Origin of the sequence: Klebsiella sp. 1SOBk10mer, from assembly GCF_046602535.1 — a bacterium.
GTDB classification, from domain to species: Bacteria; Pseudomonadota; Gammaproteobacteria; order Enterobacterales; family Enterobacteriaceae; genus Klebsiella; species Klebsiella quasipneumoniae.
On sequence record NZ_JBKIUP010000007.1, the window covers coordinates 172,471 to 198,186 of the forward strand.

Here is a 25,716-nt window from a genome sequence, read left to right on the forward strand (position 1 = left end):
GCTCCTTAGTTAATCAACATCCCGCCTGGCGCTGCGGCGCTGGCGGTCTGCGCCGCCTCGCCGCGAGGCGCAGACTGCAGCGGATGCTGCATAAAGTAGTTGCGTAAGCCGTTATAAATCGCCTCCGCAATCTGCTCCTGGTAATCATCGCTGCCCAGTAGCCGTTCTTCCCCGTTGTTACTGATGAAGCCCGTTTCCACGAGGATCGACGGAATGTCCGGCGAGCGCAGTACGCCGAGGCTGGCATGCTCCGGACGGCGTTTATGCAGATTGCCAATCCGCTGCAGCTGGCTGAGCACGTTGGTCGCGACATCGTAGCCGACGCGTTGGGAGTGACCGAACTGCAGATCCAACACCGCCTGGCTCAGGTAGGGATCGGCCTGGCTGTTCGCCAGCACATCGCCCGCGCCGCCGAGCAGTTCAGACTGTTTCTCATGCTGTTCCAGCCAGCCGGCCATTTCACTGTTGGCGCGACGGTTAGAGAGCACCCATACCGAGGCGCCGGTGGCGTCGCGGTTTGGCGCGGCGTCAGCATGGATTGAGACGAGGAAGTTGGCATTTTGCTTACGCGCCACATCCGAGCGTCCCATTACCGAAATAAAGTAATCCCCGTCACGGGTCAGCACCGGTTTAAACTGCGGATCGGCGTTCAGCAGCGCACGCAGCTTGCGCGCGATGGCGATAGTCACGTTCTTCTCTTTGGTGCCATTCGGGCCAATCGCGCCAGGATCCTGACCGCCGTGCCCGGCATCGATGGCGATAATCACTTTATCCTGCGCCGACACGGTGCGGGCCGCCGGACGGGTCACGGTTTGATTGTTGGTCATCGCCGGCTGAGAGGAGGTCATCACCGTCTGCCGATCGTGGCCCGACGAGCTGAACGGATTGCGTCCCGCCGTCACCGTCCGGGAAGGCATCACCGGCGGCGGGTCGGCCCGTTTCACCACCACAGGAGGTGGCGGCGGCGGCGGCGGCGCGTCGGCGTTGATGGTAAAGACCACCGTGTAATTCGCCCCGTTCTGCTGCTTCACCGCCCGGGTTTTGCCATCTTCCGTCAGATCCACCAACAGACGCAGCGTCTGCGAATCCTGCGGCGTACCGGCACGAATGCTCTTCACCAGGTTGCTGCCGCTAAATTTCAGCGGCAGTCCCTGCAATACGCCGGTCTGTTTGATATCCAGCGCCACCAGTCGTTTGCCCTGGGGGGTAAAAGAGTACTCCGGTTCACCGACAAAGCTAAGAGTAATACGGGCCTGCTGGTCTCCGTTGGAGACCTGGATATCGGATAAACTCGCCGCAGTGGCGTGAAGACTCGACAGCATCAGCGCAGCGGCAAGCCAGGTGGTTATGCGATACTTCATCCCGTCATCCTTCAGGCTAAATGGCTAAACGTGCCAGTAAAGACTCACCCCGTGAGGAGATCGCGGTAATGCGCGCCTCACGCCCTTGTGCCTGGTAATCAAGGTGAATTTCAACGTCCGGGTCAGGCAGGACACCTGCGCCTTGCTGCGGCCATTCCACCAGGCAGATGGCATCGTCGGCAAAATAATCGCGGATCCCCATAAATTCCAGCTCCTCAGGATCCGCCAGGCGGTAGAGATCGAAGTGATACACCATCAGCTTGTCGAGGGTATACGGTTCCACCAGGGTATAAGTTGGGCTTTTGACATTGCCGCGGTGACCGAGCGCCTGTAAAAAGCCGCGGCTAAAGGTGGTTTTTCCCGCGCCTAAGTCACCATAAAGGTAAATCACGGTGGCGCCGGTACAGGCCTGCGCAATACGGTCGCCCAGGGCCAGCGTGGCCTGCTCATCGGGTAAAGGAATCACTCGGTTAATCATGGTCTACGTCAATCACATCCGGGTTAACAACACGCTTGAGCGTGGAAAAGAGATCGGTCGCCAGCATGCCGCGGGTGCCCTCGCGGGCGGCCAGTCGGTCGGCGGCATCGCCATGAACGACGCACCCAGCACAGGCAGCATCATACGGCGTCAGGTGCTGTCCTAACAATGCGGCGATGATGCCAGTGAGCACATCGCCCATGCCGCCGCTGGCCATCCCGGCATTGCCGGCGTCGATAATGCCCATCGCCCCGCTTTCACTGGCCACCACCGTGCCCGCGCCTTTCAGCACGACCACGCCGCCATACCGTTTTACCAGACGCTGCGCAGAAAGTAAGCGATCGCTTTCAATTTCTGCCACGCTGATATTCAGCAGACGGGCCGCTTCGCCGGGGTGCGGCGTCAGCACGCGATTGTGACGTTTATCGGGATTGAATGCCAGCAGGTTCAGCGCATCGGCGTCCCAGACCATCGGTTTGTTAACCCTTTCCACCATGCGCAGGGCGCTGCGTCCCCACTCGTTCTGCCCCAGGCCCGGGCCAATCGCCACCACCTCCGCCCATTCCAGCGCGGCTTTCAGGGTCTGCGGCGTCAGTTCATCCACCATTAATTCCGGCCGGGCGGTGACAATGGGCGCCACGTTCTCAGGGTGAGTGAGTACTCGCACCAGCCCTGCGCCGGCGCGTAAAGCCGCTTCACCGCACATGCGAATCGCGCCTGCCGTGCCGCGATCGCCGCCGACGATCGCCAGCTTGCCGTGATCGCCCTTATGGGAGGTGGCCCGGCGCGGCGGCAGCCAGTCGGCAAGGTGGGCGGCGCAAAACCGCGTCAGGGGGGTACTTTGCCCGGCGAGCCAGCGCTCAAGCCCCAGCGCATGATGGTGGAGCTGCCCGACGACATCCCGCGCCTTGCCGGTCAGCAGCCCCGGTTTGAGCGCGATAAACGTCAGCGTATGGTCGGCCTGAATGACCGCCCCCGGCGTCGCGCCGGTCTGCGCGTTCAGGCCGGAAGGGATATCCAGAGCCAGCACCGGCGCAGGATGGTGGTTCGCCTGGTGAATGAGCACCGCGACGTATTCACGCGGCGCACTGCGCAACCCGGTGCCGAGCAGGCCATCAATAATCAGTGAGATATCGTCTGGCCAGGGGACAGTGGCCGCATGGATCACGCCGCCGGCGTTAAGCCATGCCTCCCGCGCCGCCTGCGCCTCTTCCGGCAGCGGGCTGTCACTCTCTACCGCCAGCAGCGTCACCCTCCGCCCGGCGGCCTGGGCCAGACGCGCGACGACATATCCGTCACCGCCGTTGTTGCCATGCCCGCAGAGGATCAGCCAGTGCGCGCTGTCAGGAAAAGCGCGGCTGGCCAGTTGGAACGCCGCCTCGCCCGCGCGCTGCATCAGTTCAAACAGCGTCAGTCCCAGGCTGTCCGCCGCCTCTCGTTCGGCCAGGCGCAGCGCCTCCGCAGGCCAAATGTTGTATGGTATACTGTCAGGGTTTTTCGTCATTGTATGGTCCATCATGTCACAGCCCCTCGATCTCGTTCAGTTAGCGCAACAAATCAAACAATGGGGCACAGAGCTCGGGTTCCAGCAGGTCGGTATCGCTGATACCGACCTCAGCGCCAGTGAACCCAAACTGCAGGCATGGCTGGATAAACAATACCACGGCGAAATGGAGTGGATGGCCCGTCACGGTATGATGCGCGCCCGCCCCCACGAACTGCTGCCCGGTACGTTACGCGTCATCAGCGTGCGGATGAATTATCTGCCCGCCAACGCCGCCTTTGCCCGCACCCTGAAAGATCCCGCGCTGGGTTACGTCAGCCGTTATGCCCTCGGGCGTGATTATCATAAGCTGCTACGTAATCGCCTGAAAAAACTGGGTGAGAAGATTCAGGAACAGTGTGCTTCGCTCAATTTTAGACCTTTTGTCGATTCCGCGCCTATCCTGGAACGGCCCATTGCAGAAAAAGCGGGCCTTGGCTGGACAGGTAAGCACTCACTTATCTTAAGCCGCGACGCCGGATCATTCTTTTTTCTCGGCGAACTGCTGATTGACCTGCCCCTGCCGGTCGACAGCCCGGTCGCGGAGGAGTGTGGACGCTGTGTCGCCTGCATGACTATCTGCCCCACCGGGGCCATCGTTGAGCCCTATACCGTCGACGCCCGCCGCTGCATCTCCTATCTCACCATCGAACTGGAAGGCGCTATTCCGGAGGAGTTCCGTCCGCTCATCGGCAACCGGATCTATGGCTGCGACGACTGCCAGCTTATCTGCCCGTGGAACCGTTTCTCACAGCTCACCGATGAAGAGGATTTCAGCCCGCGCCAGGCGCTGCATGCCCCGCCGCTGGTGGAGCTGTTCGCCTGGAGCGAAGCGTGGTTTCTGAAGGTGACCGAAGGGTCGGCGATTCGTCGCATTGGTCATCTGCGCTGGCTGCGTAATATCGCCGTCGCGCTGGGCAATGCGCCCTGGGATGAAGCCCATCTTCGCGCACTGGAGAGTCGCCTGGGCGAGCACCCGCTTCTCGACGAGCACATTGAGTGGGCGATGGCCCAGCAGCTGAAAAAGCGCAGCGTCGACGCCGTCGAAGTACAGCTGCCGAAAAAATTACGTCTGGTCAGGGTGGTAGAGAAAGGCCTGCCGCGCGACGCCTGATTCATTCACAGGCTGTGAATAAAATCTAAAACACATTGAGTTTCAAGGCGCAGACCGAGGTCAAGTGATCGGATTAACATTTCGAAATGAAATTTAATTGTTAAATTTCAATTAGATATAAAGATATTATTTACAAAGCGAAGCATTTACGCCGTCAGAAGCGAAACGACAACCTGTGGATAACTCTGTTTACAGTATTTCTGCAGACCAAACGAAAATCATCCCCGGCGCTGGATTGCACTGTGGATAAATAAGAGATGGAAGAAAATTTGGAGCGGGAAACGAGACTCGAACTCGCGACCCCGACCTTGGCAAGGTCGTGCTCTACCAACTGAGCTATTCCCGCTTAATCATCGTCATTCAAGCTACCGTGTAGCAACCTGAAAACTGCGACTGGTGTGGTGTGTCATTCAAATTTTGGAGCGGGAAACGAGACTCGAACTCGCGACCCCGACCTTGGCAAGGTCGTGCTCTACCAACTGAGCTATTCCCGCTTAATCTTCGGCTTTCGCCCCGCATCTGCGAGATGAAATCCTTTGATCAGGATGGTGCTTTCAAATTTTGGAGCGGGAAACGAGACTCGAACTCGCGACCCCGACCTTGGCAAGGTCGTGCTCTACCAACTGAGCTATTCCCGCGTTACTGCATTTTTTGCCATATTTCGATGGCGTCGTAATTTGCATTTCTGCGTCGTTACGGGAGGCGCATTATACGAGAATTCGATGCCCCTGCAACCCCCTGTTCATCACTTTTTTGCGTTTTTTGTTTAAATGGATATTTTCTCGCCACCTACGCCGCTGAATTGTATAAATAAGCGTCATTTCGGGCAAAATCGCTTTTTCCGCCCGCCTGAATGACGCAAAATCGCTCGCATCATACAGCGGTGGCGCGACGTAAAACGAGGCCACCACGCCGCCAAACAGGGAATTAGCATGAGAAAAGTCCTCACCGTCCTGCTGCTGAGCACGCTGGCCATCGGAACCGCGTCAGCCGAGACGCTCCATTTTGGCACCAGCACGGCCAATCCGCCGTTTGTCACCGCCAACGGCAAAAATCAGCCTGTCGGCTTCGATATCGATCTTGCCCAGGCCCTGTGCCAGCAGATGCAGGCGCAGTGCCAGTTCACGGCGCAGCGTTTCGATACGCTGATCCCGGCTTTACGCTTCAAGAAATTTGACGCGGTGATTGCCGGCATGGAAGTGATCCCGATGCGTGAGAAGCAGGTCGCCTTCAGCCGTCCCTATCGCCAGGCGCTCTCCGGGGTGGTGATCGTCAACAAAGATGTCGCCCATACCTTTGCCGACCTGAAAGCCAAAAAAGTCGGCGTGGTGAAAGGCACACTGCATCAACACTATCTGCGTGATAAACAGAAAGCCGTACAGGCTGTTCCTTACGACGACGTCGCCAGCGCCCTGGCCGCGCTGAAGGCCGGGCAAATAACCGGCGTCATGGGCGACTTCGCCACCCTCGACGCCTGGCAGCAGGAGAACCCTGACTACGCCATCATGGATGAACGTGCCACCGACCCGGCTTATTACGGTAAGCAGTATGCGATTGCGGTGCGCAAAGACGATCCGGAGCTGCTGAATGCGATCAACGATGCCCTGACCGCGGTCATGGCGACGCCTGACTTCCAGCAGATGCAGCAGAAGTGGTTTAAATAACGCAGAAAAGTGTACCGGGCCGCGCACAGGGCCCGGTCGCGGTTTACAGCTTAATGAAATGCTCGCGGTAGTAAGCCAGCTCGGCGACTGACTCGCGGATATCGTCCATTGCCTGATGGGTACCCTGCTTTTTAAAGCCGTCGAGAATTTCCGGCTTCCAGCGACGCGCCAGCTCTTTCAGCGTGCTAACGTCCAGATAGCGATAGTGGAAATAGGCTTCCAGTTGCGGCATGTACTTAAACAGGAAGCGACGATCCTGGCCGATGCTGTTGCCGCAGATCGGCGACTTGCCCGCCGGCACCCACTGCTTAAGAAACTCAATGGTCGCCAGTTCGGCGTCGTGCTCGCTGACGGCGCTGGCCTTCACGCGATCCACCAGCCCACTGCCGGTATGCGTCCGCACATTCCACTCGTCCATCAGCGCCAGTTGGGCATCCGATTGATGCACCGCGATGGTCGGCCCCTCGGCCAGAATGTTCAGGTTGGCATCGGTCACCAGGGTGGCGATTTCAATAATGCGATCGCGCTCCGGATCCAGCCCTGTCATCTCAAGATCGATCCAAATGAGGTTGTTTTCATTTGCACTCATGCTATTTTCCACCCTTCTTGCGTGACTATATTCATCTAAAATAGCGTGTATCATAGAGGTTTTGCCCCATCAGGGCGACCAGGAGCCAGTTCGATTGAGTAAAAATAAACTCTCCAAAGGCCAGCAGCGCCGCGTCAAAGCCAACCACCAGCGCCGTCTGAAAACCACTGCGGAGAAGGCCGACTACGATGACAACCTGTTTGGCGACACGTCGGAAGGCATTGTCATCAGTCGCTTTGGCATGCATGCCGACGTCGAATCCGCTGACGGCAGCGTGCATCGCTGCAATATCCGCCGGACGATCCGTTCGCTGGTCACCGGCGACCGCGTGGTCTGGCGGCCGGGTAAAGACGCCGCCGACGGCGTAAGCGTCAAAGGGATCGTCGAAGCGGTTCACGATCGCGCCTCCGTCCTGACGCGCCCGGATTTTTACGACGGCGTGAAGCCTATCGCCGCCAATATCGACCAGATCGTGGTGGTTTCCGCGATCCTGCCTGAGCTGTCGCTGAATATTATCGATCGCTATCTGGTGGCCTGCGAGGCGCAGGATATCGAGCCGTTAATCGTCCTGAACAAAATCGATCTGCTGGATGACGATGGCCTGCGCTTCGTCAATGAGCAAATGGACATCTACCGCAACATCGGTTACCGCGTACTGCTGGTCTCCAGCCGTACTCAGGACGGCCTCAAGCCGCTGGAAGCGGCCCTGACCGACCGCATCAGCATCTTCGCCGGGCAGTCCGGGGTGGGTAAATCAAGCCTGCTGAACGCCCTGCTGGGGCTGAATGAGGATCAGATCCTCACCAATGATGTCTCGGACGTTTCCGGCTTAGGCCAGCACACCACCACCGCGGCGCGCCTCTACCACTTCCCGCACGGCGGCGATGTGATTGATTCACCGGGGGTACGTGAGTTCGGCCTGTGGCATCTGGAAGCGGAACAAATCACCAACGGCTTTGTCGAATTCCATGATTATTTAGGCCGTTGCAAATATCGCGACTGTAAACACGATACCGATCCTGGCTGTGCGCTTCGCGAAGCGGTAGAGAGCGGCAAGATCGCCGAAAGCCGTTTCGAGAACTACCACCGCATCCTGGAAAGCATGGCGCAGGTACAGGTAAAAACGCGTAAAAACTTTTCCTCGACCGATGACTGACCATTAAGCTGAGCGTCACGTCAGGCGCTGCCGGGCAGCGGTGATGGCGCGGCTTACGCGGATGCCATTTGGCGAGTTTTACGTATAGAATCGTCCCCTTTTTTCAGGTCCCCGCCCGCAGGCGGGGTCAGGAACGACATATCATGGCCTGGAGGCTACTTTGTTAAACGATCTTAAACTTTCACTGCAATACATTCTGCCTAAACTGTGGCTCACCCGCCTCGCAGGCTGGGGTGCGAGCAAACGCGCAGGTTGGCTGACGAAGCTGGTCATCGATCTGTTCGTGAAATACTACAAGGTCGATATGAAAGAGGCGCAGAAGCCGGATACCGCGGCCTATCGCACCTTCAACGATTTCTTTGTGCGCCCGCTGCGCGACGACGTTCGCCCGCTGAATACCGATCCTAACGTACTGGTGATGCCGGCCGACGGCGTGATCAGCCAGCTTGGTGCCATTGAGAACGATAAAATTCTGCAGGCCAAGGGCCACGACTACAGCCTGGAAGCCTTACTGGCCGGCAACTACCAGATGGCCGACCTGTTCCGTAACGGCAGCTTCGCCACCACCTATCTGTCGCCGCGCGACTATCACCGCGTGCACATGCCGTGCAACGGTATCCTGCGCGAAATGATCTACGTTCCTGGCGACCTGTTCTCCGTTAACCATCTGACGGCGCAGAACGTGCCAAACCTGTTCGCCCGTAACGAGCGCGTCATCTGCCTGTTTGATACTGAGTTTGGCCCGATGGCGCAAATTCTGGTGGGCGCGACTATCGTCGGCAGCATCGAGACCGTGTGGTCCGGCACCGTAACCCCGCCGCGCGAAGGCATTATTAAACGCTGGACCTGGCCCGCTGGCGACAGCGAAGGCTCCGTCGCCCTGCTGAAAGGCCAGGAGATGGGCCGCTTCAAACTGGGCTCCACCGTGATCAACCTGTTTGCCCCGGGCCAGGTGAAGCTGGTCGACACGCTGCAAAGCCTGTCCGTGACTAAAATCGGCCAACCGCTGGCGACAACGGTGGAAGCAACCACCGCCGCTGAACCGGCGCCGTTACCGGAAGAAGAGATCCGCGCCGAACATCGCGCCAGCCCGCTGGTTGACGATAAACAAGACCAAGGTTAATTCTTCAGCAAAAGGGTTATGCCGTGCGCCTGATATACACTTTCCTGTTGGCCTTGAGCCTCAGTTTCGGGGCGTACGCTGCGACAGCCCCGGATGCTAAACAGATAACCCAGGAACTGGAACAGGCGAAGGCGGCAAAGCCCGCCCAGCCTGAAACCGTTGAAGTTCTGCAGTCCGCCCTGAACGCGCTTGAGGAGCGAAAATCGTCTCTCGAGCGCGCCCGTCAGTATCAGGACGTTATCGACAATTTCCCCAAACTGTTTCAAAGCCTGCGCGCCCAGCTCAACAATCTGAGCGAAGAGCCGCGCCAGGTGCCAGTCGGCCTGACCGCCGATGCGCTGAACCAGGAGATCCTCCAGGTCAGCAGCCAGCTGCTGGAGTCAAGCCGTCAGGCGCAACAGGAGCAGGATCGCGCGCGTGAAATCGCCGACTCCCTGAACCAGCTGCCGCAGCAGCAAACCGACGCCCGGCGTCAGCTCAATGAGGTTGAGCGCCGCATCGGCACGCAAACCGGCAACAATGCTCTCGCCCAGGCGCAAAATCTTGCCCTGCAGGCGGAATCGGCGCGCCTGAAGGCGCTGGTGGATGAACTCGACCTCGCCCAGCTCTCCGCCAATAACCGCCAGGAGCTGTCGCGCGCCCGTTCTGAACTGGCGCAAAAGCAGAGCGAGCAGCTGGATGCCTATCTGCAGGCGCTGCGTAATCTGCAGAACAGCCAGCGCCAGCGTGAGGCGGAAAAAGCACTGGAGAGTACCGAACTGCTGGCGGAGAACAGTGAAAACCTGCCGCCGGACATCACCGCCCAGTTTAAAGTCAACCGCGAACTCTCCCAGGCGCTGAACCAGCAGGCGCAGCGTATGGATCTGGTGGCGTCCCAGCAGCGGCAGGCGACGAATCAAACGCTGCAGGTGCGCCAGGCGTTAAACACCCTGCGCGAGCAGTCGCAGTGGCTGGGCTCCTCTAATCTGCTGGGCGAAGCCCTGCGCGCCCAGGTGGCGCGGCTGCCGGAGCGCCCTCGCCCGCAGCAGCTGGATACGGAGATGGCGCAGCTGCGCGTGCAGCGTCTGCGCTTTGAGGATTTACTCAGTAAGCAGCCGCAGCTGCGGCAGATCCGTCAGGCCGACGGCGAACCGCTGACCAGCGAGCAGAACAAGATCCTGCAGGCGCAGCTACGCACGCAGAACGAGCTGCTGAACTCGCTGCTGCGCGGCGGCGATACCCTGATGCTGGAGCTCACCAAGCTGAAGGTCGCCAACGGCCAGCTGGAAGACGCGCTGAAGGAGATCAACGAAGCCACCCACCGCTATCTGTTCTGGACTTCGGACGTCAGCCCCATCGGCTTCTCCTGGCCGCTGGAGATCGTCCAGGATCTGCGGCGCCTGATCTCCCTGGATACCATCAGCGAGCTGGGTAAAGCCAGCGCGATGATGCTCACCAGCAAAGAGACCCTGCTACCGCTGTTTGCCGCCCTGCTGCTGGTTGGCTTCAGCATCAGCTCCCGGCGCCATTTCACCCGCTTCCTTGAGCGCTCCAGCGCTCGGGTGGGGAAAGTCACCCAGGATCACTTCTGGCTGACGCTGCGCACGGTCTTCTGGTCGATACTGGTGGCTTCGCCGCTGCCGGTGCTGTGGATGACGCTCGGCTATGGTCTGCAGTCCGCCTGGCCCTTCCCGCTGGCGGTGGCGATTGGCGATGGGGTCACCGCGACGGTGCCTCTGCTGTGGGTGGTGATGATCTGCGCCACCTTCGCCCGGCCAAACGGGCTGTTTATCGCCCACTTCGGCTGGCCGCGTAGCCGCGTGGCGAAAGCGATGCGCTACTACCTGATGAGCATCGGACTGATTGTGCCGCTGATAATGGCGCTGATCATGTTCGATAATCTTAACGACCGCGAGTTCTCCGCCTCGCTGGGCCGCCTGTGCTTCCTGCTGATCTGCGGCGCGCTGGCGGTGGTCACCCTCAGCCTTAAGCATGCCGGCATCCCGCTCTACCTGGATAAAGAGGGGAATGGCGACAACATGGTGAACCGCCTGCTGTGGAACCTGATGCTTGGCGCCCCGCTGGTGGCCATGCTGGCGGCCGCCGTCGGCTACCTCGCCACCGCTCAGGCGCTGCTGGCGCGTCTGGAAACCTCCGTCGCCATCTGGTTCCTGCTGCTGGTGGTCTATCACATCATCCGCCGCTGGATGCTGATCCAGCGCCGCCGGCTGGCCTTCGACCGGGCCCGCCATCGTCGCGCGGAAATTCTCGCCCAGCGCGCCCGCGGCGAAGATGAGCCTGTTCACGTCAGCAGCCCGGAAGGGTCGGTGGAGACGGAGGTCAGCGAGGTCGATCTCGATGCCATCAGTACCCAGTCGCTGCGCCTCGTGCGTTCCCTGCTGATGCTGATCGCGCTGCTGTCGGTCATCGTGTTGTGGTCGGAAATTCACTCGGCGTTTGGCTTCCTTGAGAATATCTCGCTGTGGGACGTTACCTCAACGGTACAAGGAGTGGAAAGCCTCGAGCCCATCACCCTTGGCGCAGTGCTGATTGCCATTCTGGTGCTGATCATCACCACTCAGCTGGTGCGCAACCTGCCGGCGCTGCTGGAGCTGGCGATCCTCCAGCACCTCGATTTAACGCCCGGCACCGGCTACGCCATCACCACCATCACCAAGTATTTGCTGATGCTGATCGGTGGGCTGGTGGGCTTCTCAATGATCGGCATTGAGTGGTCGAAGCTGCAGTGGCTGGTCGCCGCGCTGGGTGTGGGTCTCGGGTTTGGCCTGCAGGAGATCTTCGCTAACTTTATCTCCGGCCTGATTATCCTGTTTGAAAAACCGATCCGCATCGGCGATACGGTCACCATCCGCGACCTGACGGGCAGCGTCACCCGCATCAATACCCGCGCCACCACCATCAGCGACTGGGACCGGAAAGAGATTATCGTGCCGAACAAGGCGTTCATCACCGAACAGTTTATCAACTGGTCGCTGTCGGACTCGGTCACCCGCGTGGTGTTGACGGTGCCGGCTCCGGTGGACGCCGATACCGAAGAGGTGACCAAGATCCTCATCGCCGCGGCGCATCGCTGTTCGCTGGTCATCGATACCCCGGCGCCGGAGGCGTTTCTCGTCGACCTGCAGCAGGGGATCCAGATTTTCGAGCTGCGTATTTTTGCCGCCGAGATGGGGCACCGCATGCCGCTACGCCATGAGATGCATCAGCTGATCCTGGCGGGCTTCCGCGAGCATGGCATTGATATGCCGTTCCCTCCGTTCCAGATGCGGCTGGAAAGTATCGACGGCAGGCAAAGCAGTAAAACCATGACCTCGGCCGGGAAAACCAGCCGACGTACGGCTGGCAGCCTGTAGGCCATACCCTGCCCGGCGGCGGCGCCGGGCAGGCTTTCTAGCTCTCCATTACCAGCACACCGGACGCCAGGCGCCGACGGTAGCTTTCGTAAATGGCCAACGCCAGCAGCGAGAAGAAGATCGGCCCGCCGACCATCCACAGCGTGCTGCTCCAGTCCCCGCTGTCGATGACCGGCTGAATGATGGTGAAGATATTGGCGAAGGTCACCATCAGCAACACCACGCCGGTCGCCAACAGCGTCGCCTGGCCTCATAAAACGAGCGCGGATAGTAGCAAAAGCACCGAAGGAGATTGTGGATATTCGGGCGAAAGCCGGGATAGCATGAGGGAGGGGGGATCAGGGCAGACCTGTCACCTCCCTCGCCCGCAGGCGGCAGGAGGTGACAGCGCCATCAGGCGCGGTCGACCGTAAAGGCGATCACCTCACCGATGCTTTCAGCGCCCAGCGCCAGCATCACCACGCGATCAACGCCCAGTGCCACGCCGGAGCAGTCCGGCAGCCCCGCCTCCAGCGCCGCCAGCAGGTTGTTATCGATGGGCTGCTGCGGGAGACCGCGCGCGGCACGCTTGCGATTGTCCTGCTCAAAGCGCAGGCGCTGCTCATGGGCGTCGGTCAGCTCGTGGAAACCATTCGCCAGCTCAATTCCTTTGTAATAGACCTCGAAGCGCTCAGCGACCCGATGATCTTCCGGGCTGATCTGCGCTAAAGAGGCCTGAGTCGCCGGGAAATGATAAATGAACGTCGGCCGATCTTTGCCGATGTGCGGCTCCACGCCCATGGTGAACAGCAGTTGCAGCAGCGTGTCGCGATCTTCTTCAGTATCGGCGATATTGCTCAGATCCAGCTTCGCCGCGACTTCGCGCAGCTGCGCTTTATCGGCAGAGAGCGGGTCAATATCCAGATGACGCTGGAACGCCTGCTGATAGGAGAGGCTTTCCGCCGGCTGGCACTCCAGCACCTGCTGCAGCAGATCGTCCACCTCGTTGATCAGACGATACATGTCATAGCACGGACGATACCACTCCAGCATGGTGAATTCCGGATTGTGATGCCGCCCCATCTCTTCATTACGGAAGCTGCGGCAAAGCTGGAAAACCGGGCCGCAGCCCGCCGCCAGCAGGCGCTTCATATGGTATTCCGGACTGGTCATCAGGTACAGATTGAGTCCCTGTGAGTGGCCCGGGCCGACGAAACGGGTTTCAAACGGGAACAAATGGATATCCGTTACCGTCGCCTGACTCATGCAAGGCGTCTCCACCTCCAGCACGCCGCGATCGGTAAAGAACCGGCGGATTTCCGCCATCACCGCCGCGCGTTTCAACAGATTGGGAATGGGTGCGCTCGGCTGCCAGGTTGCCGTCTCGCTCATGGTACTTTCTCCGATTGCAAACAAGGGCACGAAGTCTACTCGCAACCGGCGAGTGAAACAAATTTTGTGCAATCCCCGGCAGATTACATGCCATTAATCTATCGTTAACCTAAATGCATAAATATCACTGATAAATAACCGCACATATCGATAAAAAAATCGAACACGTCAATTTTCCATACTGACCCTACGGCTATACTCCTGTACCTATAAAGGAGCAGTGATACTTTTTCGCCAGCCCGGCGGCGAAATACACTAAAACTGGAGGAATGTCGTGCACACTTTTCAAGCCGATCTCGCCGTAATTGGCGCCGGCGGGGCAGGCCTTCGCGCCGCTATCGCCGCCGCCCAGGCCAACCCCAATGCCAAAATCGCCCTGATTTCTAAAGTCTATCCGATGCGCAGCCATACGGTCGCTGCAGAAGGGGGGTCCGCAGCCGTTGCCCAGGATCACGATAGCTTTGAGTACCATTTTCACGACACCGTCGCCGGAGGCGACTGGCTGTGCGAGCAGGATGTCGTCGACTATTTCGTTCACCACTGCCCGACGGAAATGACCCAACTGGAACAGTGGGGATGCCCGTGGAGCCGCCGCCCTGACGGCAGCGTTAACGTCCGGCGCTTCGGTGGCATGAAGATCGAACGCACCTGGTTTGCCGCCGATAAAACCGGCTTCCACATGCTGCATACCCTCTTCCAGACCTCCCTTCAGTTTCCCCAAATTCAACGCTTTGATGAACATTTCGTCCTTGATCTGCTGGTCGATGACGGCCAGGCCCGCGGCCTGGTGGCGATGAATATGATGGAAGGCACGCTGGTGCAGATCCTCGCCAACGCGGTGGTGCTGGCCACCGGCGGCGCCGGACGCGTCTATCGCTACAACACCAACGGCGGCATCGTTACCGGTGACGGGATGGGTATGGCGCTGGGCCACGGCGTGCCGCTGCGCGATATGGAGTTCGTTCAGTATCACCCGACCGGTCTGCCGGGTTCCGGGATCCTGATGACCGAAGGCTGCCGCGGTGAAGGCGGGATTCTGGTCAACAAAAACGGCTATCGCTATCTGCAGGATTACGGCATGGGCCCGGAAACCCCGCTCGGCGAACCGAAGAACAAATATATGGAGCTGGGCCCGCGCGACAAAGTGTCCCAGGCCTTCTGGCACGAATGGCGGAAGGGGAACACCATTCCAACGCCGCGCGGCGACGTGGTCTACCTCGATCTGCGCCACCTCGGCGAGAAAAAACTGCTGGAGCGTCTGCCGTTTATCTGTGAGCTGGCGAAAGCCTACGTCGGCGTCGACCCGGTGAAAGAACCGATTCCGGTACGCCCGACCGCGCACTACACCATGGGCGGCATCGAAACCGATCAACAGTGCGAAACCCGCATCAAAGGGCTGTTTGCCGTGGGCGAATGCTCGTCCGTTGGTCTGCACGGCGCCAACCGCCTGGGCTCCAACTCGCTGGCCGAGCTGGTGGTCTTCGGCCGCCTGGCCGGGGAACAGGCCATGCAGCGCGCCGCCCAGGCGGGCGAGGCGAACGGCTCCGCCCTCGATGCGCAGGCTGCCGATGTGGAGCGTCGTCTGAAAGATCTCGTCAACCAGGAGGGTAACGAAAACTGGGCGAAAATCCGCGACGAAATGGGGCTCTCGATGGAGGAAGGCTGCGGCATCTACCGGACGCCAGAGCTGATGCAGAAAACTATCGACAAGCTGGCTGAGCTGCAGGAGCGCTTTAAGCGCGTGCGCATTACCGACAACTCCAGCGTATTCAACACCGATCTGCTTTACACCATTGAGCTGGGACACGGTTTAAACGTTGCCGAATGTATGGCGCACTCGGCCATCGCCCGTAAAGAATCGCGCGGTGCGCACCAGCGTCTGGATGAAGGCTGTACCGAACGCGACGACGTCAACTTCCTCAAACATACGCTCGCCTTCCGCGAGGCTGATGGCACCACCCGCCTGGAATATGGCGATGTGAAGATCACCACGCTGCCGCCGGCGAAACGTGTTTATGGCGCTGAGGCGGAAGCGGCTGAGAAGAAGGAGACCACCCATGGCTGAGATGAAAAACCTGAAAGTCGAAGTGGTGCGTTACAACCCGGAGGTCGACACGGCACCGCACAGCGCGTTCTATGACGTGCCTTACGATGAGCAGACCTCGCTGCTGGACGCGCTGGGCTACATTAAAGACAACCTGGCGCCCGACCTGAGCTACCGCTGGTCCTGCCGGATGGCGATCTGCGGCTCCTGCGGCATGATGGTCAATAAGGTGCCGAAGCTGGCCTGTAAAACCTTCCTGCGGGATTACACCAAAGGTATCAAGGTTGAGGCGCTGGCCAACTTCCCGATCGAGCGCGATCTGGTGGTGGATATGAGCCACTTTATCGAAAGTCTGGAGGCCATTAAGCCGTATATCATCGGTAATAACCGCACTCCGGACCAGGGACCAAACAAGCAGACGCCGGCCCAGATGGCCAAATACCATCAGTTCTCCGGTTGTATCAACTGCGGGCTGTGCTATGCCGCCTGTCCGCAGTTCGGCCTGAACCCGGAGTTTATCGGCCCGGCGGCGATCACCCTCGCCCACCGCTATAACGAAGACAGCCGCGACCACGGCAAAAAGGAGCGCATGGCGCAGCTTAACGGCCAGAACGGCGTCTGGACCTGTACTTTCGTGGGCTACTGCTCGGAAGTCTGTCCGAAGCACGTCGACCCGGCGGCCGCGATCCAGCAGGGCAAGGTGGAAAGTTCGAAAGACTTTCTTATCGCCACCCTGAAACCACGCTAAGGAGTGCATTATGACGACGAAACGCAAACCCTACGTCCGGCCGATGACCTCCACCTGGTGGAAAAAGCTGCCATTTTATCGCTTCTACATGGTGCGGGAAGGTACGGCGGTACCGACAGTATGGTTCAGCATTGTGCTGATTTACGGGCTGTTTGCCCTCAAGCACGGCGCTGAAAGCTGGGCGGGATATATCGGATTCCTGCAAAATCCTGTGGTAGTGATCCTTAACCTGATCACCCTGGCGGCAGCGCTGCTGCACACCAAAACCTGGTTCGAGCTGGCGCCAAAAGCCGCCAACGTCATCATCAAAGGCGAAAAAATGGGGCCAGAGCCGGTGATTAAAGGTCTCTGGGTGGTGACGGCGGTGGTCACCGTGGTGATCCTGTTTGTCGCCCTGTTCTGGTAAGGAGGCTGAGATGATTAATCCCAATCCGAAACGTTCCGATGAACCCGTTTTCTGGGGGCTGTTTGGCGCTGGCGGCATGTGGGGCGCGATTGTCGCGCCGGTGATGGTGCTGCTGGTGGGCATTTTGCTGCCGCTGGGGCTCGCCCCCGCCGACGCCTTCAGCTATGAGCGCGTGCTGGCCTTTGCCCAAAGCTTTATCGGCCGCGCGTTCATCTTTCTGATGATTGTCCTGCCGCTGTGGTGTGGGCTGCATCGTATTCACCACGCCATGCACGACCTGAAAATCCATGTGCCAAACGGCAAATGGGTCTTCTACGGTCTGGCGGCGATCCTCAGCGTCATTACTCTGGTTGGCGTACTGTTTATCTGATCCTGCAAGAGCCCGGCAGCAATTCTGCTACCGGGCTCGCTTCATAGAAAAATCTTGCCGCCTTTGCCCTGCCGGACTCTACACTTAGCTTAAAAGCCAGCAAGGAGCATACCATGCGTATCCTGCCGATAATCACCGCGGTCGCCGTCTCGTTCCTGTCTGTCGCCTGCAGCACCCCTGCCCCGCCGCCAGGCGTCACCGTGGTCACCCCCTTCGACGTTCAGCGCTATCTGGGTACCTGGTACGAAATCGCCCGCTTCGACCATCCTTTTGAAAGCGGGCTTGAAAAGGTCACGATCGCCTGGCAGCCGCGCGATGACGGCGGTCTGGACGTGGTCAATAAAGGCTATAACCCCGACCGCGGCATGTGGCAGAAAACGGACGGGGTGGCGTATTTTACCGGCGAACCCAGCCGCGCCGCGCTGAAGATCTCCTTCTTCGGCCCCTTCTATGGCAGCTATAACGTCATTGCGCTGGATAAGGAGTATCGGTACGCGCTGGTCTGCGGCCCCGACCGCGACTATCTCTGGCTACTGGCGCGAGCCCCCACCATCGCCCCGGAAGTCAGGCAGCAGATGCTGGATATTGCCACCCGGCAGGGTTTTGATATCAGCAAACTGGTCTGGGTCAATCAGCGCTACAACTAGTGCGCGCTGATCTTCAGGCCAATGATGCCGACCACGATGCAGACAAGACTGGCGATACGCATAGCGCTGGCGGATTCACCTAACAGTACGATACCGGTCACAGCGGCGCCCACGGCGCCGATCCCCGTCCAGACGGCGTAAGCGGTACCCACCGGCAGGGTTTTCATCGCCCATGAAAGCAGCGCCATGCTGACGACCATCGCGACGATGGTGATGACGCTGGGAACCAGGCGGCTAAAGCCATGGGTATATTTCAGGCCGACGGCCCACACCACTTCCAGCAGGCCAGCGATAAATAAGACTATCCAGGACATAAGGCTCCTTTGCTGGGGCCGTCCCCGGATGAGAAACGCTTACGGGTCGTCCCGTAAGGTGGATGAAAAGTCGTAGTGAGTATATCCAACAGAATGGGGGAAGTGAAGAACGGTACGGCGCAAAACCGTACCGTCGAAGGCTGTTATTGCTGAGCTTTGGTTGCTGCGCCAGAGATTGCGCTGCCGCCCTCTGAAATATCCTGACCCACACCGCGCGTGGTGTTACAAGCGGTCAGTGCTGAAGAGAGGACCAAAACCGTAAAGAACGCTGCAATCGTTTTTTTCACCATAATGTCATCCTTAGTGTCAGTTTTGTTTTCATGCCCTATAAGCATAGACAAACCGTCCACAGATGAAGGGATCTTTGCGTTTTTTAAGAGAAAAGGAGTATTCGTGAAGGAAGCAGGCGCACCGGAAGGCGAGCGCGGCAGGCGAAACGGAAGGAAGTCAGCTTACAGCGCGAGAGATGGCGTGGCCCAGGCCCTGAATATCTTCACCGAAACCGCGGGCGGTATTGCAGCCAGACAGCAGTGCGCTGCTCAGAAACAGTAACGCCAGGAGTTTTACGCTGCGCTTCATGTGTCGTGCTCGTCGTGCCAGTACAGAAAGAGCGGCGCAGCACAGAGGCTGCGCCAGTCATCATGACGTGAAATTACTTCACGCGGGATACGTATTCGCCAGAGCGAGTATCCACTTTGATCACTTCGCCAATCTGGACGAACAGCGGCACTTTAACCACAGCGCCAGTAGACAGGGTCGCTGGTTTACCACCGGTACCCGCGGTGTCGCCTTTCAGACCTGGGTCGGTTTCAACGATTTCCAGCTCAACGAAGTTCGGCGGGGTGACCGCGATCGGCTGGCCGTTCCACAGGGTCACGATGCACTCAGCCTGATCCAGCAGCCATTTGGCATTGTCACCGATCGCTTTCGCGTCAGCAGACAGCTGTTCGAAGGTTTCGTTGTTCATGAAGTGCCAGAACTCACCGTCGTTATACAGGTAAGTCAGGTTCATATCGACAACGTCCGCGCCTTCTGCAGAATCAGTAGATTTGAAGGTTTTCTCAACGCGGGTGCCGGTCAGCAGACGGCGCAGCTTAACGCGCGCAAACGCCTGACCTTTACCTGGTTTAACGAATTCGCTGGCTTCTACCGCATAAGGTTCGCCATCTAACATGATTTTAAGACCAGCACGAAAATCGTTGCTATAGTAAGTCGCCATAAGGCCCTCTGAAATTGTTTAACTGGTAGCTAAGCCACAAAATGGCGCATATTGTAACCCTAAATACCCCATCCAGAGAAGATTGGATAACGCAACTTGCCAATGTTGTGACCAGTCCTGATGAACTGCTGCGTCTTTTAAATGTAGACGCTGATGAAAAACTGCTGGCCGGACATGAGGCCAGACGCCTGTTCCCGCTGCGAGTCCCGCGCGCGTTTATTGCCCGAATGGAGAAAGGCAACCCTGACGATCCGCTGCTTCGTCAGGTACTTACCGCCGAAGAGGAGTTTATCGTCGCCCCCGGCTACTCCACCGATCCGCTGGAAGAACAGCACAGCGTCGTGCCCGGCCTGTTGCACAAATATCGCAACCGGGCCCTGCTGTTGGTGAAAGGCGGTTGCGCGGTCAATTGCCGTTACTGCTTCCGCCGCCACTTCCCTTATGCCGAAAATCAGGGCACCAGGCGCAACTGGCAGACGGCAATGAACTATATCGCTGAGCATCCGCAGCTTGATGAAATCATCTTCTCCGGCGGCGACCCGTTGATGGCGAAGGACCATGAGCTTGACTGGCTAATGACCCAGCTGGAAGCCATTCCGCACGTTAAGCGTCTGCGTATTCACAGCCGCTTGCCGATCGTGATCCCGGCGCGCATCACCGAGATGCTGGCCAGCCGATTCCACCGTTCGTCGCTGCAGGTGATCCTGGTTAACCACGTCAACCACGCTAATGAAATTGACGGCGAGTTTCGCGCGGCGATGGCCATGCTGCGTCAGGCGGGCGTCACGCTGCTTAACCAGAGCGTGCTGCTGCGCGGGGTGAACGATAACGCGCAAACCCTGGCCGATCTCAGCAATGCGCTGTTCAATGCCGGGGTAATGCCCTACTACCTGCACGTGCTGGACCGGGTACAAGGGGCGGCACACTTTATGGTCAGCGATGATGAAGCCCGTGAAATCATGCGTGAACTGTTGACCCTCATCTCCGGCTATATGGTGCCGAAGCTGGCGCGAGAGATCGGCGGCGAACCCAGCAAGACGCCGCTGGATTTAGGACTGAAGCAGCGTTAGCTCCCCTCCCTTGTCTGCCAGGTCGTGCTGGCAGACATCTTAATATGAATACACAGCCAGGTTGGGACTAACATACTCGGCAATCCACTTTACCGTTACCTTCTCGATATAAACCCCAGCGGCGGCGTATTATCGATGTAACACGATCAGTACGATAACATTGATAACTATCATCACGACAATCAGCGCGATTAACCAGGTGGGAACTTTAAAGGTTATATGTAATCGTTCCGATAGTTTCTCTGCCACCTTCACGCTATTTTCCCGCCTATCATTCTCCTGGATTGCTAAATTCACTGGTAGTGGAAGACTTAATTTATGGTCAATTTTCCCCGTATCATTGAAAATGACATCAGCAGTTTTACTACTGTGAAAATGCGTTAATCTTTCCCGATTCATATTCTCGCACTCTTCATCCGAGAGCGGGATAACTAAAGTATCCGGGGCGACGCTAAAGCCTTTTTGTCTGACGGTGATAATGATATCCTCAGATAGTCCGGCTTTGAGCAGCGATTTTCTCAACAAAGAGATATTTTGATAAAATGTATTTTGCGAAACTACCACACCCCGTGTTTCCCATACAGCAGCCAGAAATTCATCCCGAGAAATCACTTTGCCGCAATTCTGCAATAGCAGCAGCAAGCATCTGGCGGTAGGCGCATTGAGGCTGATGCTCTCCCCATTCCCGGCAAGCGGTCGCAGCTCATTCATATTGGCATTAAATATAATTTCCTGATTAATTATACAGCCATTAAATAATGCAATATCATCCATATCCTTGCCCCACGCAACCCTATTATCCATAACAAAAATAAATAATCCCAGCCAAACCATGGCGTGAACATTATCGCTTCAGACAGAAGCGGGGTCAGTTCACATTGAACTTCAGCTTTGAGGATACCGCGTAAAAAATGACAAGCGATAGTTATCTTGTTTAAAAGCCACATTTTCAGATTAAATTTATCTCAACCTAACTCAATATCTCATTAGAAAAGGTCATTATTAAATTCACGTGTGCTTCATCAAGAATTCACAAGCATTTTTTGCACCAGACTTTTAAATTACCCCCGCTTCTCCATGGTTCGCTATGGCAAGTGATATTGTAGCGTCGTTCACAGGAGGGTAGGTTTCAGCACTATATAAGGAATGCTGGCGCTTATTTTCAATATCAATAGGAATGCATATTCCATTCCCATGATAACTGTTATCGATTCTACACAGGACTAAGTATCTATATATGGATTAATTAAATGAAAAAGACAATCGTAGCTGTAATGGTCGCTGCTTCTGCAGTTCTGAGTGCTCAGGTAATGGCAACCAACACCGCTCAGGTAACTGTACTGGGTGAAGTCTCTGATGCAGCTAACTCTTGTGTCGTGACTCCGACGGGTACCCTGAACAACGGTATCGTTCAGCTGATGACCGTGACCACTACCGAAGCGAATGCTGAAGCGGCTGGTGCTCTGTTTAAAACTCAGGACTTCGGTTTTGACGTGAAAGACTGCGCACAGGGTAGCGCCACTCCGGTTACTGCTGTAACCGTCAATGTGACCGGTGCCTCCAGCAACGCTAACATCCTGGACAACACCGCACCTGGCGGCGCTACCGGCATTGGTATCGGTATCCAGCGCGTACGTGATGCACACCGCGTAGGTTTCGACGGTTCTGACCTCATGACCGAAAGCTACACTGCAGCTGGCGGCACTCAGCTGAAGTACACCACTGGTTATGTGAAAGTGAACTCCGCGACTCCGGTTACCGAAGGTCCGGTTAAAGGTGTTGCGACCTTTACTATCGATTATACCCTCTAATTTTTCCCCGAAGGGGCTCCGCTTCACGGCGGGCCCTTTTTCGCATTCAGAGAAAAACCATGTTCAGGAACTTATTAAATATCACCGCATCCTGTGCATTACTCCTCAGTAGTATTGCCCATGCTGGTATTGTGATTGAGTCCACCCGCTACCTCTATAAAGAAGGTGCGCGTGAAATCACCGCGCAAATCGAAAATAAAGATGACATCCCTTATCTGATTAAATCCTGGGTTGAAGCGCCGGCAGGGAAAACGCCCTCTTTTATGGCTACACCTCCGTTATTCCGCCTTGAGGGTAAGCAGCAGAATACCGTGCGTCTATTTTCTACCGGAAACGTCAATGCCCCGAACGACCGGGAATCCATATACTATTTTAACGTGATGGCCATCCCGCCGGCGGACGATGAGAAAGCCAACGCCAATACTATTCAACTGGCGGTCCGCCACCGCATGCGTCTGGTCTATCGTCCAAAAGCACTTTTCGACCTTTCTCCAAACATTGAAGCCAAAAAACTCGAATGGCGGAAATCAGGCACAAAACTGACGATTAAAAATCCGACACCGTTTTTCTTCTATTTCCATAGTGTTCAGATTGGTAGCAAAGAAGTGAAGCCGGAAGTCAACTCGGTCGCTCCAATGACGACCAAAGAAGTGACATTAAAAGAAAATATTAATGCCTCCAGCGTCAACTGGAAAGTAGTTAATGATTATGGCGGAGCAGGATCGCTCTATTCCTCATCGCTGTAATAAGAATTTTATTTTATCATTATAGGGATGTGTCTATGCCAAATAAGAATAATGGATTATTCAAACTATCCGCGGTCTTCCTCGCAATGCTTCCGGCATTGCTTTCTGGTTTGAATAATAAAGCGCAAGCACGTGACTTTTTCGATCCCTCATTCATTAGCTCATTGAATGGTAGCGATCCATCAACCACTCCCGACTTATCTATTTTCCAGACGCAGAACGCACAGGCGCCAGGGGATTATCGGGTAGATATCATGTTTAATGGTCGCTATCTGGATACCAGGACAATGAAGTTTGTTGCGAATAGCCGTGCCACTGGGAATAATCGAGAGCCCGCCCTGGTGCCCTGTTTGAGCCTGAAAACATTGGCAGAGTATGGCGTACGGGTTAAAGCCTTTCCCGAACTGGTCGAGGATAAAAACGGCTGCGCCAATCTTTCAGTCATCCCGGATACCAAAGCGGATTTCGACTTTACCGTCCAGCGCTTGAATATATCCATTCCGCAGGCGGCACTATCTACCACCGCGCAGGGATATATTCCACCGGATCAGTTTGATGACGGCATCAACGCCCTGCTGGTGAACTATCAGTTCAGCGGCTCAAACGACATGCAGGCCAATGATGAATACTACAGCCTGAACCTGCAGTCTGGCCTCAACGTTGGCCCATGGCGTATCCGTAACCTCAGCACCTGGAATAAAAACAACGGCGATGCGGGTGATTGGGACTCAGCCTATCTCTACATGCAGCGCAGCATTCGTCCCATCAACAGTAACCTGGTGATGGGTGAGAGCTCGTCACTCTCAGGCATCTTTGACAGTGTACCGTTTACCGGTATTCAACTGGCCACCGATACATCAATGTTGCCGGAAAGTATGCGCGGCTATGCGCCGATTATCCGTGGTATCGCCAAAACCAACGCCCGTGTCTTCATTAAACAAAACGGCTACCAGGTATACCAGACCTACGTGGCGCCTGGCGCGTTTGAAATCACCGATATGTACCCGAGCGGCGGTAGCGGCGACCTTTACGTCACCGTGGAAGAGTCCGACGGTTCTAAGCAGGAGTTCGTCGTACCGTTCGCTACGCTGCCGGTGATGGTCCGTGAAGATCAGCTGGAATATGAAATTACGTCTGGTAAATATCGTCCTTACGACGGCGGGGTCGATGAAACGCCCTTTACGCAAGCTACCGCGACCTACGGTGTCTCCAGCAGCCTGACGCTTTATGGCGGGGTGCAGGCCGCATCGCGCTATCAGGCGCTGTCAACAGGCCTCGGCTATAACCTCGGCGAGCTTGGCGCCGCCTCGGCAGACGTCACCCAGGCCTGGTCAAAAATGAAAGACGACGAAAAGACCTCTGGGCAGTCATGGCGTGTCCGTTACGGGAAAAATATTATCGAAACCGGTACAAACGTGACTATCGCTGGCTACCGCTATTCCACCCGCGGATTTAATACCCTCTCTGAAGTGTTAGATAGCTATTCTAATGATGGCAAGTATACTCCTCGCTCGCTGCGCAACCGCACCAATCTGACGCTGAATCAAAGCCTGGGTAAAGGCCTCGGCAATCTGTCTATCAGTGGATTGATTGAAGATTACTGGGACGATAAGCGCACCAACAAGTCGATCAGCGTGGGGTACAACGGTGGCTTCCGCAATGTAAACTATTACCTCGGGTACAGCTATAACCGCTATACCTGGAGCGGGAATAACTCCGGGAAAGACGCCCAGGACGATCAGCGTATCTCGCTGACCGTCACGCTGCCGCTGAGCAACTGGCTACCGGGCACCTATACCAGTTATCAGTTAACCAACAGTAATCCGGGGTCTACCGATCAGTCGGTCTCCATCGGTGGTAACGCGCTGGATAACGACAGCCTGGAGTGGAGCCTGCAGCAAGGATACAGCAACCGGGAATACTACAGCGGCGATATGCGCGCAACCTATAACGGTGCTCGCGGCAGCGTCAATGCCGGTTACAGCTACGATCGCGGTAGCGAGCGTATAGACTATGGCGCCAACGGCAGCATTGTCGCTCATGCCGATGGGGTCACGCTTGGTCAGGACATCACCGATGCCGCCGTACTGGTTAAGGCCCCAGGTTTGGATAACGTCAAGCTGACCAACGATAACACCATCACCACCGACTATCGTGGTTACGCCATCGTACCTTACGTTACGCCTTATCGTCGCACCGATATCACCCTCGATAGTACTTCGCTTGGCGAAGATATGGAGCTTCCGGAAACCACGCAGAGCGTCGTTCCGACACGCGGCGCCATCGTGCGGGCCAATTATGCCGGTAATATCGGCCAACGCGCATTTGTCCATCTGAAAACGGCCAGCGGCCAGGACGTGCCTTATGGCGCGATGGTGCTGCTCGCCGGCGACAGCAAGTCGCAGCCAAGTATCGTCAGCGACGCGGGCATGGTCTATATGTCCGGCCTGCAGCAGACCGGGATCCTTAACGTTCAGTGGGGCAAAAGCGCCGCGCAGCAGTGCAATGCTTCATTTACTTTACCGGCCAGGGAAGGCAAAGCGACTGGCATCAGTCAAATCGAAGCGGTTTGCCGTTAGTCATCCATAG

At 57.1% G+C, this 25,716-nt stretch carries 24 protein-coding genes, 3 tRNA genes and 1 pseudogene; 14 read left to right on the forward strand and 14 right to left on the reverse strand.

Annotation, left to right across the window (positions count from 1 at the left end):
• Positions 1–5: 5 nt before the first annotated feature.
• Genes amiB through nnr form a run of 3 tightly spaced genes read right to left on the reverse strand, consistent with a single transcriptional unit; the run spans position 6 to position 3,343 of the window.
• Positions 6–1,361, reverse strand: a complete 1,356-nt coding sequence (gene amiB, locus ACLH1I_RS18950; RefSeq protein ID WP_151385159.1) for an N-acetylmuramoyl-L-alanine amidase AmiB — start codon at positions 1,359–1,361, stop codon at positions 6–8.
• A gap of 16 nt (positions 1,362–1,377) precedes the next feature.
• Entirely contained in the window at positions 1,378–1,839 is a 462-nt protein-coding gene (gene tsaE, locus ACLH1I_RS18955) for a tRNA (adenosine(37)-N6)-threonylcarbamoyltransferase complex ATPase subunit type 1 TsaE (protein WP_004206439.1), read from the reverse strand.
• Positions 1,832–3,343: a bifunctional ADP-dependent NAD(P)H-hydrate dehydratase/NAD(P)H-hydrate epimerase gene (gene nnr / locus ACLH1I_RS18960; RefSeq protein WP_198079893.1), complete on the reverse strand. Its 1,512-nt coding sequence runs from the start codon at positions 3,341–3,343 to the stop codon at positions 1,832–1,834. Before nnr ends, tsaE begins: the two co-directional genes overlap by 8 nt.
• 13 nt (positions 3,344–3,356) lie before the next feature.
• On the opposite strand from nnr, the gene queG reads away from it, so the two are divergent.
• The gene (gene queG, locus ACLH1I_RS18965) at positions 3,357–4,496 is read left to right on the forward strand and encodes a tRNA epoxyqueuosine(34) reductase QueG (protein WP_004206437.1); all 1,140 of its coding nucleotides are present in this window, start codon (positions 3,357–3,359) and stop codon (positions 4,494–4,496) included.
• Between the two features lie 270 nt (positions 4,497–4,766).
• Here the strand turns inward: queG and ACLH1I_RS18970 are convergent.
• From ACLH1I_RS18970 to ACLH1I_RS18980, 3 genes are all read right to left on the reverse strand, one after another.
• A tRNA-Gly gene (locus ACLH1I_RS18970) sits at positions 4,767–4,842 on the reverse strand.
• 72 nt (positions 4,843–4,914) lie between these two features.
• Positions 4,915–4,990: transfer RNA gene (locus tag ACLH1I_RS18975), tRNA-Gly, on the reverse strand.
• Between the two features lie 68 nt (positions 4,991–5,058).
• Positions 5,059–5,134, reverse strand: a tRNA-Gly gene (locus tag ACLH1I_RS18980).
• A gap of 294 nt (positions 5,135–5,428) precedes the next feature.
• Between ACLH1I_RS18980 and ACLH1I_RS18985 the strand changes: the two genes are divergently transcribed.
• On the forward strand, positions 5,429–6,160 hold the full coding sequence (locus ACLH1I_RS18985) for a transporter substrate-binding domain-containing protein (RefSeq protein WP_004206436.1): 732 nt from the start codon (positions 5,429–5,431) through the stop codon (positions 6,158–6,160).
• A 43-nt stretch (positions 6,161–6,203) separates the two neighbouring features.
• On the opposite strand, the gene orn is transcribed toward ACLH1I_RS18985, so the two are convergent.
• A complete protein-coding gene (gene orn, locus ACLH1I_RS18990) occupies positions 6,204–6,749 on the reverse strand; it encodes an oligoribonuclease (RefSeq protein ID WP_004206435.1) in 546 nt (181 codons plus the stop codon).
• A 94-nt stretch (positions 6,750–6,843) separates the two neighbouring features.
• Between orn and rsgA the strand changes: the two genes are divergently transcribed.
• The 3 genes from rsgA to mscM all read left to right on the forward strand — a co-directional run bounded on the left by rsgA (position 6,844) and on the right by mscM (position 12,381).
• A complete protein-coding gene (rsgA, locus tag ACLH1I_RS18995) occupies positions 6,844–7,905 on the forward strand; it encodes a small ribosomal subunit biogenesis GTPase RsgA (RefSeq protein ID WP_023291707.1) in 1,062 nt (353 codons plus the stop codon).
• Between the two features lie 160 nt (positions 7,906–8,065).
• Entirely contained in the window at positions 8,066–9,028 is a 963-nt protein-coding gene (gene asd / locus ACLH1I_RS19000; protein WP_004206431.1) for an archaetidylserine decarboxylase, read from the forward strand.
• A 23-nt stretch (positions 9,029–9,051) separates the two neighbouring features.
• A complete protein-coding gene (gene mscM / locus ACLH1I_RS19005) occupies positions 9,052–12,381 on the forward strand; it encodes a miniconductance mechanosensitive channel MscM (RefSeq protein WP_049004017.1) in 3,330 nt (1,109 codons plus the stop codon).
• Positions 12,382–12,418: 37 nt separating this feature from the next.
• Here the strand turns inward: mscM and ACLH1I_RS19010 are convergent.
• Positions 12,419–12,625: pseudogene (locus ACLH1I_RS19010) on the reverse strand (glutamate/gamma-aminobutyrate family transporter YjeM); the annotation flags it as partial.
• A gap of 149 nt (positions 12,626–12,774) precedes the next feature.
• Positions 12,775–13,752, reverse strand: coding sequence for an elongation factor P--(R)-beta-lysine ligase (gene epmA / locus ACLH1I_RS19015; RefSeq protein ID WP_004206428.1), 978 nt, complete (start codon positions 13,750–13,752; stop codon positions 12,775–12,777).
• A gap of 274 nt (positions 13,753–14,026) precedes the next feature.
• On the opposite strand from epmA, the gene frdA reads away from it, so the two are divergent.
• From frdA to ACLH1I_RS19040, 5 genes are all read left to right on the forward strand, one after another.
• Positions 14,027–15,817, forward strand: coding sequence for a fumarate reductase (quinol) flavoprotein subunit (gene frdA, locus ACLH1I_RS19020; RefSeq protein WP_064189883.1), 1,791 nt, complete (start codon positions 14,027–14,029; stop codon positions 15,815–15,817).
• The gene (frdB, locus tag ACLH1I_RS19025) at positions 15,810–16,544 is read left to right on the forward strand and encodes a fumarate reductase iron-sulfur protein (RefSeq protein ID WP_198079892.1); all 735 of its coding nucleotides are present in this window, start codon (positions 15,810–15,812) and stop codon (positions 16,542–16,544) included. Before frdA ends, frdB begins: the two co-directional genes overlap by 8 nt.
• Before the next feature lie 10 nt (positions 16,545–16,554).
• Entirely contained in the window at positions 16,555–16,950 is a 396-nt protein-coding gene (gene frdC, locus ACLH1I_RS19030) for a fumarate reductase subunit FrdC (RefSeq protein WP_002885530.1), read from the forward strand.
• Between the two features lie 10 nt (positions 16,951–16,960).
• The gene (gene frdD / locus ACLH1I_RS19035) at positions 16,961–17,320 is read left to right on the forward strand and encodes a fumarate reductase subunit FrdD (protein WP_002885526.1); all 360 of its coding nucleotides are present in this window, start codon (positions 16,961–16,963) and stop codon (positions 17,318–17,320) included.
• Between the two features lie 113 nt (positions 17,321–17,433).
• On the forward strand, positions 17,434–17,967 hold the full coding sequence (locus ACLH1I_RS19040) for a lipocalin family protein (RefSeq protein WP_004206426.1): 534 nt from the start codon (positions 17,434–17,436) through the stop codon (positions 17,965–17,967).
• Here ACLH1I_RS19040 and sugE read toward each other — a convergent pair.
• The 4 genes from sugE to efp form a co-directional block, all read right to left on the reverse strand.
• Entirely contained in the window at positions 17,964–18,281 is a 318-nt protein-coding gene (gene sugE / locus ACLH1I_RS19045) for a quaternary ammonium compound efflux SMR transporter SugE (protein ID WP_004206425.1), read from the reverse strand. The genes ACLH1I_RS19040 and sugE overlap by 4 nt on opposite strands.
• Before the next feature lie 143 nt (positions 18,282–18,424).
• A complete protein-coding gene (gene ecnB / locus ACLH1I_RS19050; protein WP_004206423.1) occupies positions 18,425–18,571 on the reverse strand; it encodes a lipoprotein toxin entericidin B in 147 nt (48 codons plus the stop codon).
• A 157-nt stretch (positions 18,572–18,728) separates the two neighbouring features.
• Positions 18,729–18,860 carry an entericidin A/B family lipoprotein gene (locus ACLH1I_RS19055; RefSeq protein WP_004206422.1) on the reverse strand — a complete coding sequence of 44 codons (132 nt, stop codon included), beginning with the start codon at positions 18,858–18,860 and terminating at the stop codon, positions 18,729–18,731.
• A 73-nt stretch (positions 18,861–18,933) separates the two neighbouring features.
• On the reverse strand, positions 18,934–19,500 hold the full coding sequence (gene efp / locus ACLH1I_RS19060; protein ID WP_004206421.1) for an elongation factor P: 567 nt from the start codon (positions 19,498–19,500) through the stop codon (positions 18,934–18,936).
• Between the two features lie 41 nt (positions 19,501–19,541).
• Here efp and epmB point away from each other — a divergent pair, with 41 nt between their 5' ends.
• On the forward strand, positions 19,542–20,570 hold the full coding sequence (gene epmB / locus ACLH1I_RS19065) for an EF-P beta-lysylation protein EpmB (protein ID WP_004206420.1): 1,029 nt from the start codon (positions 19,542–19,544) through the stop codon (positions 20,568–20,570).
• A 129-nt stretch (positions 20,571–20,699) separates the two neighbouring features.
• Here epmB and ACLH1I_RS19070 read toward each other — a convergent pair whose 3' ends face one another.
• The gene (locus ACLH1I_RS19070) at positions 20,700–21,344 is read right to left on the reverse strand and encodes a transcriptional regulator (protein ID WP_043519376.1); all 645 of its coding nucleotides are present in this window, start codon (positions 21,342–21,344) and stop codon (positions 20,700–20,702) included.
• 476 nt (positions 21,345–21,820) lie between these two features.
• On the opposite strand from ACLH1I_RS19070, the gene ACLH1I_RS19075 reads away from it, so the two are divergent.
• Genes ACLH1I_RS19075 through ACLH1I_RS19085 form a run of 3 tightly spaced genes read left to right on the forward strand, consistent with a single transcriptional unit; the run spans position 21,821 to position 25,706 of the window.
• The gene (locus tag ACLH1I_RS19075; protein ID WP_004206418.1) at positions 21,821–22,381 is read left to right on the forward strand and encodes a fimbrial protein; all 561 of its coding nucleotides are present in this window, start codon (positions 21,821–21,823) and stop codon (positions 22,379–22,381) included.
• Positions 22,382–22,440: 59 nt separating this feature from the next.
• Positions 22,441–23,127 (forward strand): molecular chaperone, encoded by a 687-nt coding sequence (locus ACLH1I_RS19080; RefSeq protein WP_004206417.1) that lies wholly within the window; start codon positions 22,441–22,443, stop codon positions 23,125–23,127.
• A gap of 35 nt (positions 23,128–23,162) precedes the next feature.
• Entirely contained in the window at positions 23,163–25,706 is a 2,544-nt protein-coding gene (locus ACLH1I_RS19085; protein ID WP_198079891.1) for a fimbria/pilus outer membrane usher protein, read from the forward strand.
• Positions 25,707–25,716: the final 10 nt, after the last annotated feature.

Coding starts and splice junctions, on each gene's coding strand:
- epmB (WP_004206420.1), top strand. CDS start 19,542: ATGGCGCATATTGTAACCCTAAATACCCCATCCAGAGAAGATTGGATA.
- ACLH1I_RS19070 (WP_043519376.1), bottom strand. CDS start 21,344: ATGGATGATATTGCATTATTTAATGGCTGTATAATTAATCAGGAAATT.
- frdC (WP_002885530.1), top strand. CDS start 16,555: ATGACGACGAAACGCAAACCCTACGTCCGGCCGATGACCTCCACCTGG.
- nnr (WP_198079893.1), bottom strand. CDS start 3,343: ATGACGAAAAACCCTGACAGTATACCATACAACATTTGGCCTGCGGAG.
- ACLH1I_RS19075 (WP_004206418.1), top strand. CDS start 21,821: ATGAAAAAGACAATCGTAGCTGTAATGGTCGCTGCTTCTGCAGTTCTG.
- ACLH1I_RS19040 (WP_004206426.1), top strand. CDS start 17,434: ATGCGTATCCTGCCGATAATCACCGCGGTCGCCGTCTCGTTCCTGTCT.
- ACLH1I_RS19055 (WP_004206422.1), bottom strand. CDS start 18,860: ATGAAGCGCAGCGTAAAACTCCTGGCGTTACTGTTTCTGAGCAGCGCA.
- epmA (WP_004206428.1), bottom strand. CDS start 13,752: ATGAGCGAGACGGCAACCTGGCAGCCGAGCGCACCCATTCCCAATCTG.
- efp (WP_004206421.1), bottom strand. CDS start 19,500: ATGGCGACTTACTATAGCAACGATTTTCGTGCTGGTCTTAAAATCATG.
- ecnB (WP_004206423.1), bottom strand. CDS start 18,571: ATGGTGAAAAAAACGATTGCAGCGTTCTTTACGGTTTTGGTCCTCTCT.
- queG (WP_004206437.1), top strand. CDS start 3,357: ATGTCACAGCCCCTCGATCTCGTTCAGTTAGCGCAACAAATCAAACAA.
- orn (WP_004206435.1), bottom strand. CDS start 6,749: ATGAGTGCAAATGAAAACAACCTCATTTGGATCGATCTTGAGATGACA.
- frdD (WP_002885526.1), top strand. CDS start 16,961: ATGATTAATCCCAATCCGAAACGTTCCGATGAACCCGTTTTCTGGGGG.
- ACLH1I_RS19085 (WP_198079891.1), top strand. CDS start 23,163: ATGCCAAATAAGAATAATGGATTATTCAAACTATCCGCGGTCTTCCTC.
- ACLH1I_RS18985 (WP_004206436.1), top strand. CDS start 5,429: ATGAGAAAAGTCCTCACCGTCCTGCTGCTGAGCACGCTGGCCATCGGA.
- tsaE (WP_004206439.1), bottom strand. CDS start 1,839: ATGATTAACCGAGTGATTCCTTTACCCGATGAGCAGGCCACGCTGGCC.
- amiB (WP_151385159.1), bottom strand. CDS start 1,361: ATGAAGTATCGCATAACCACCTGGCTTGCCGCTGCGCTGATGCTGTCG.
- sugE (WP_004206425.1), bottom strand. CDS start 18,281: ATGTCCTGGATAGTCTTATTTATCGCTGGCCTGCTGGAAGTGGTGTGG.
- frdB (WP_198079892.1), top strand. CDS start 15,810: ATGGCTGAGATGAAAAACCTGAAAGTCGAAGTGGTGCGTTACAACCCG.
- ACLH1I_RS19080 (WP_004206417.1), top strand. CDS start 22,441: ATGTTCAGGAACTTATTAAATATCACCGCATCCTGTGCATTACTCCTC.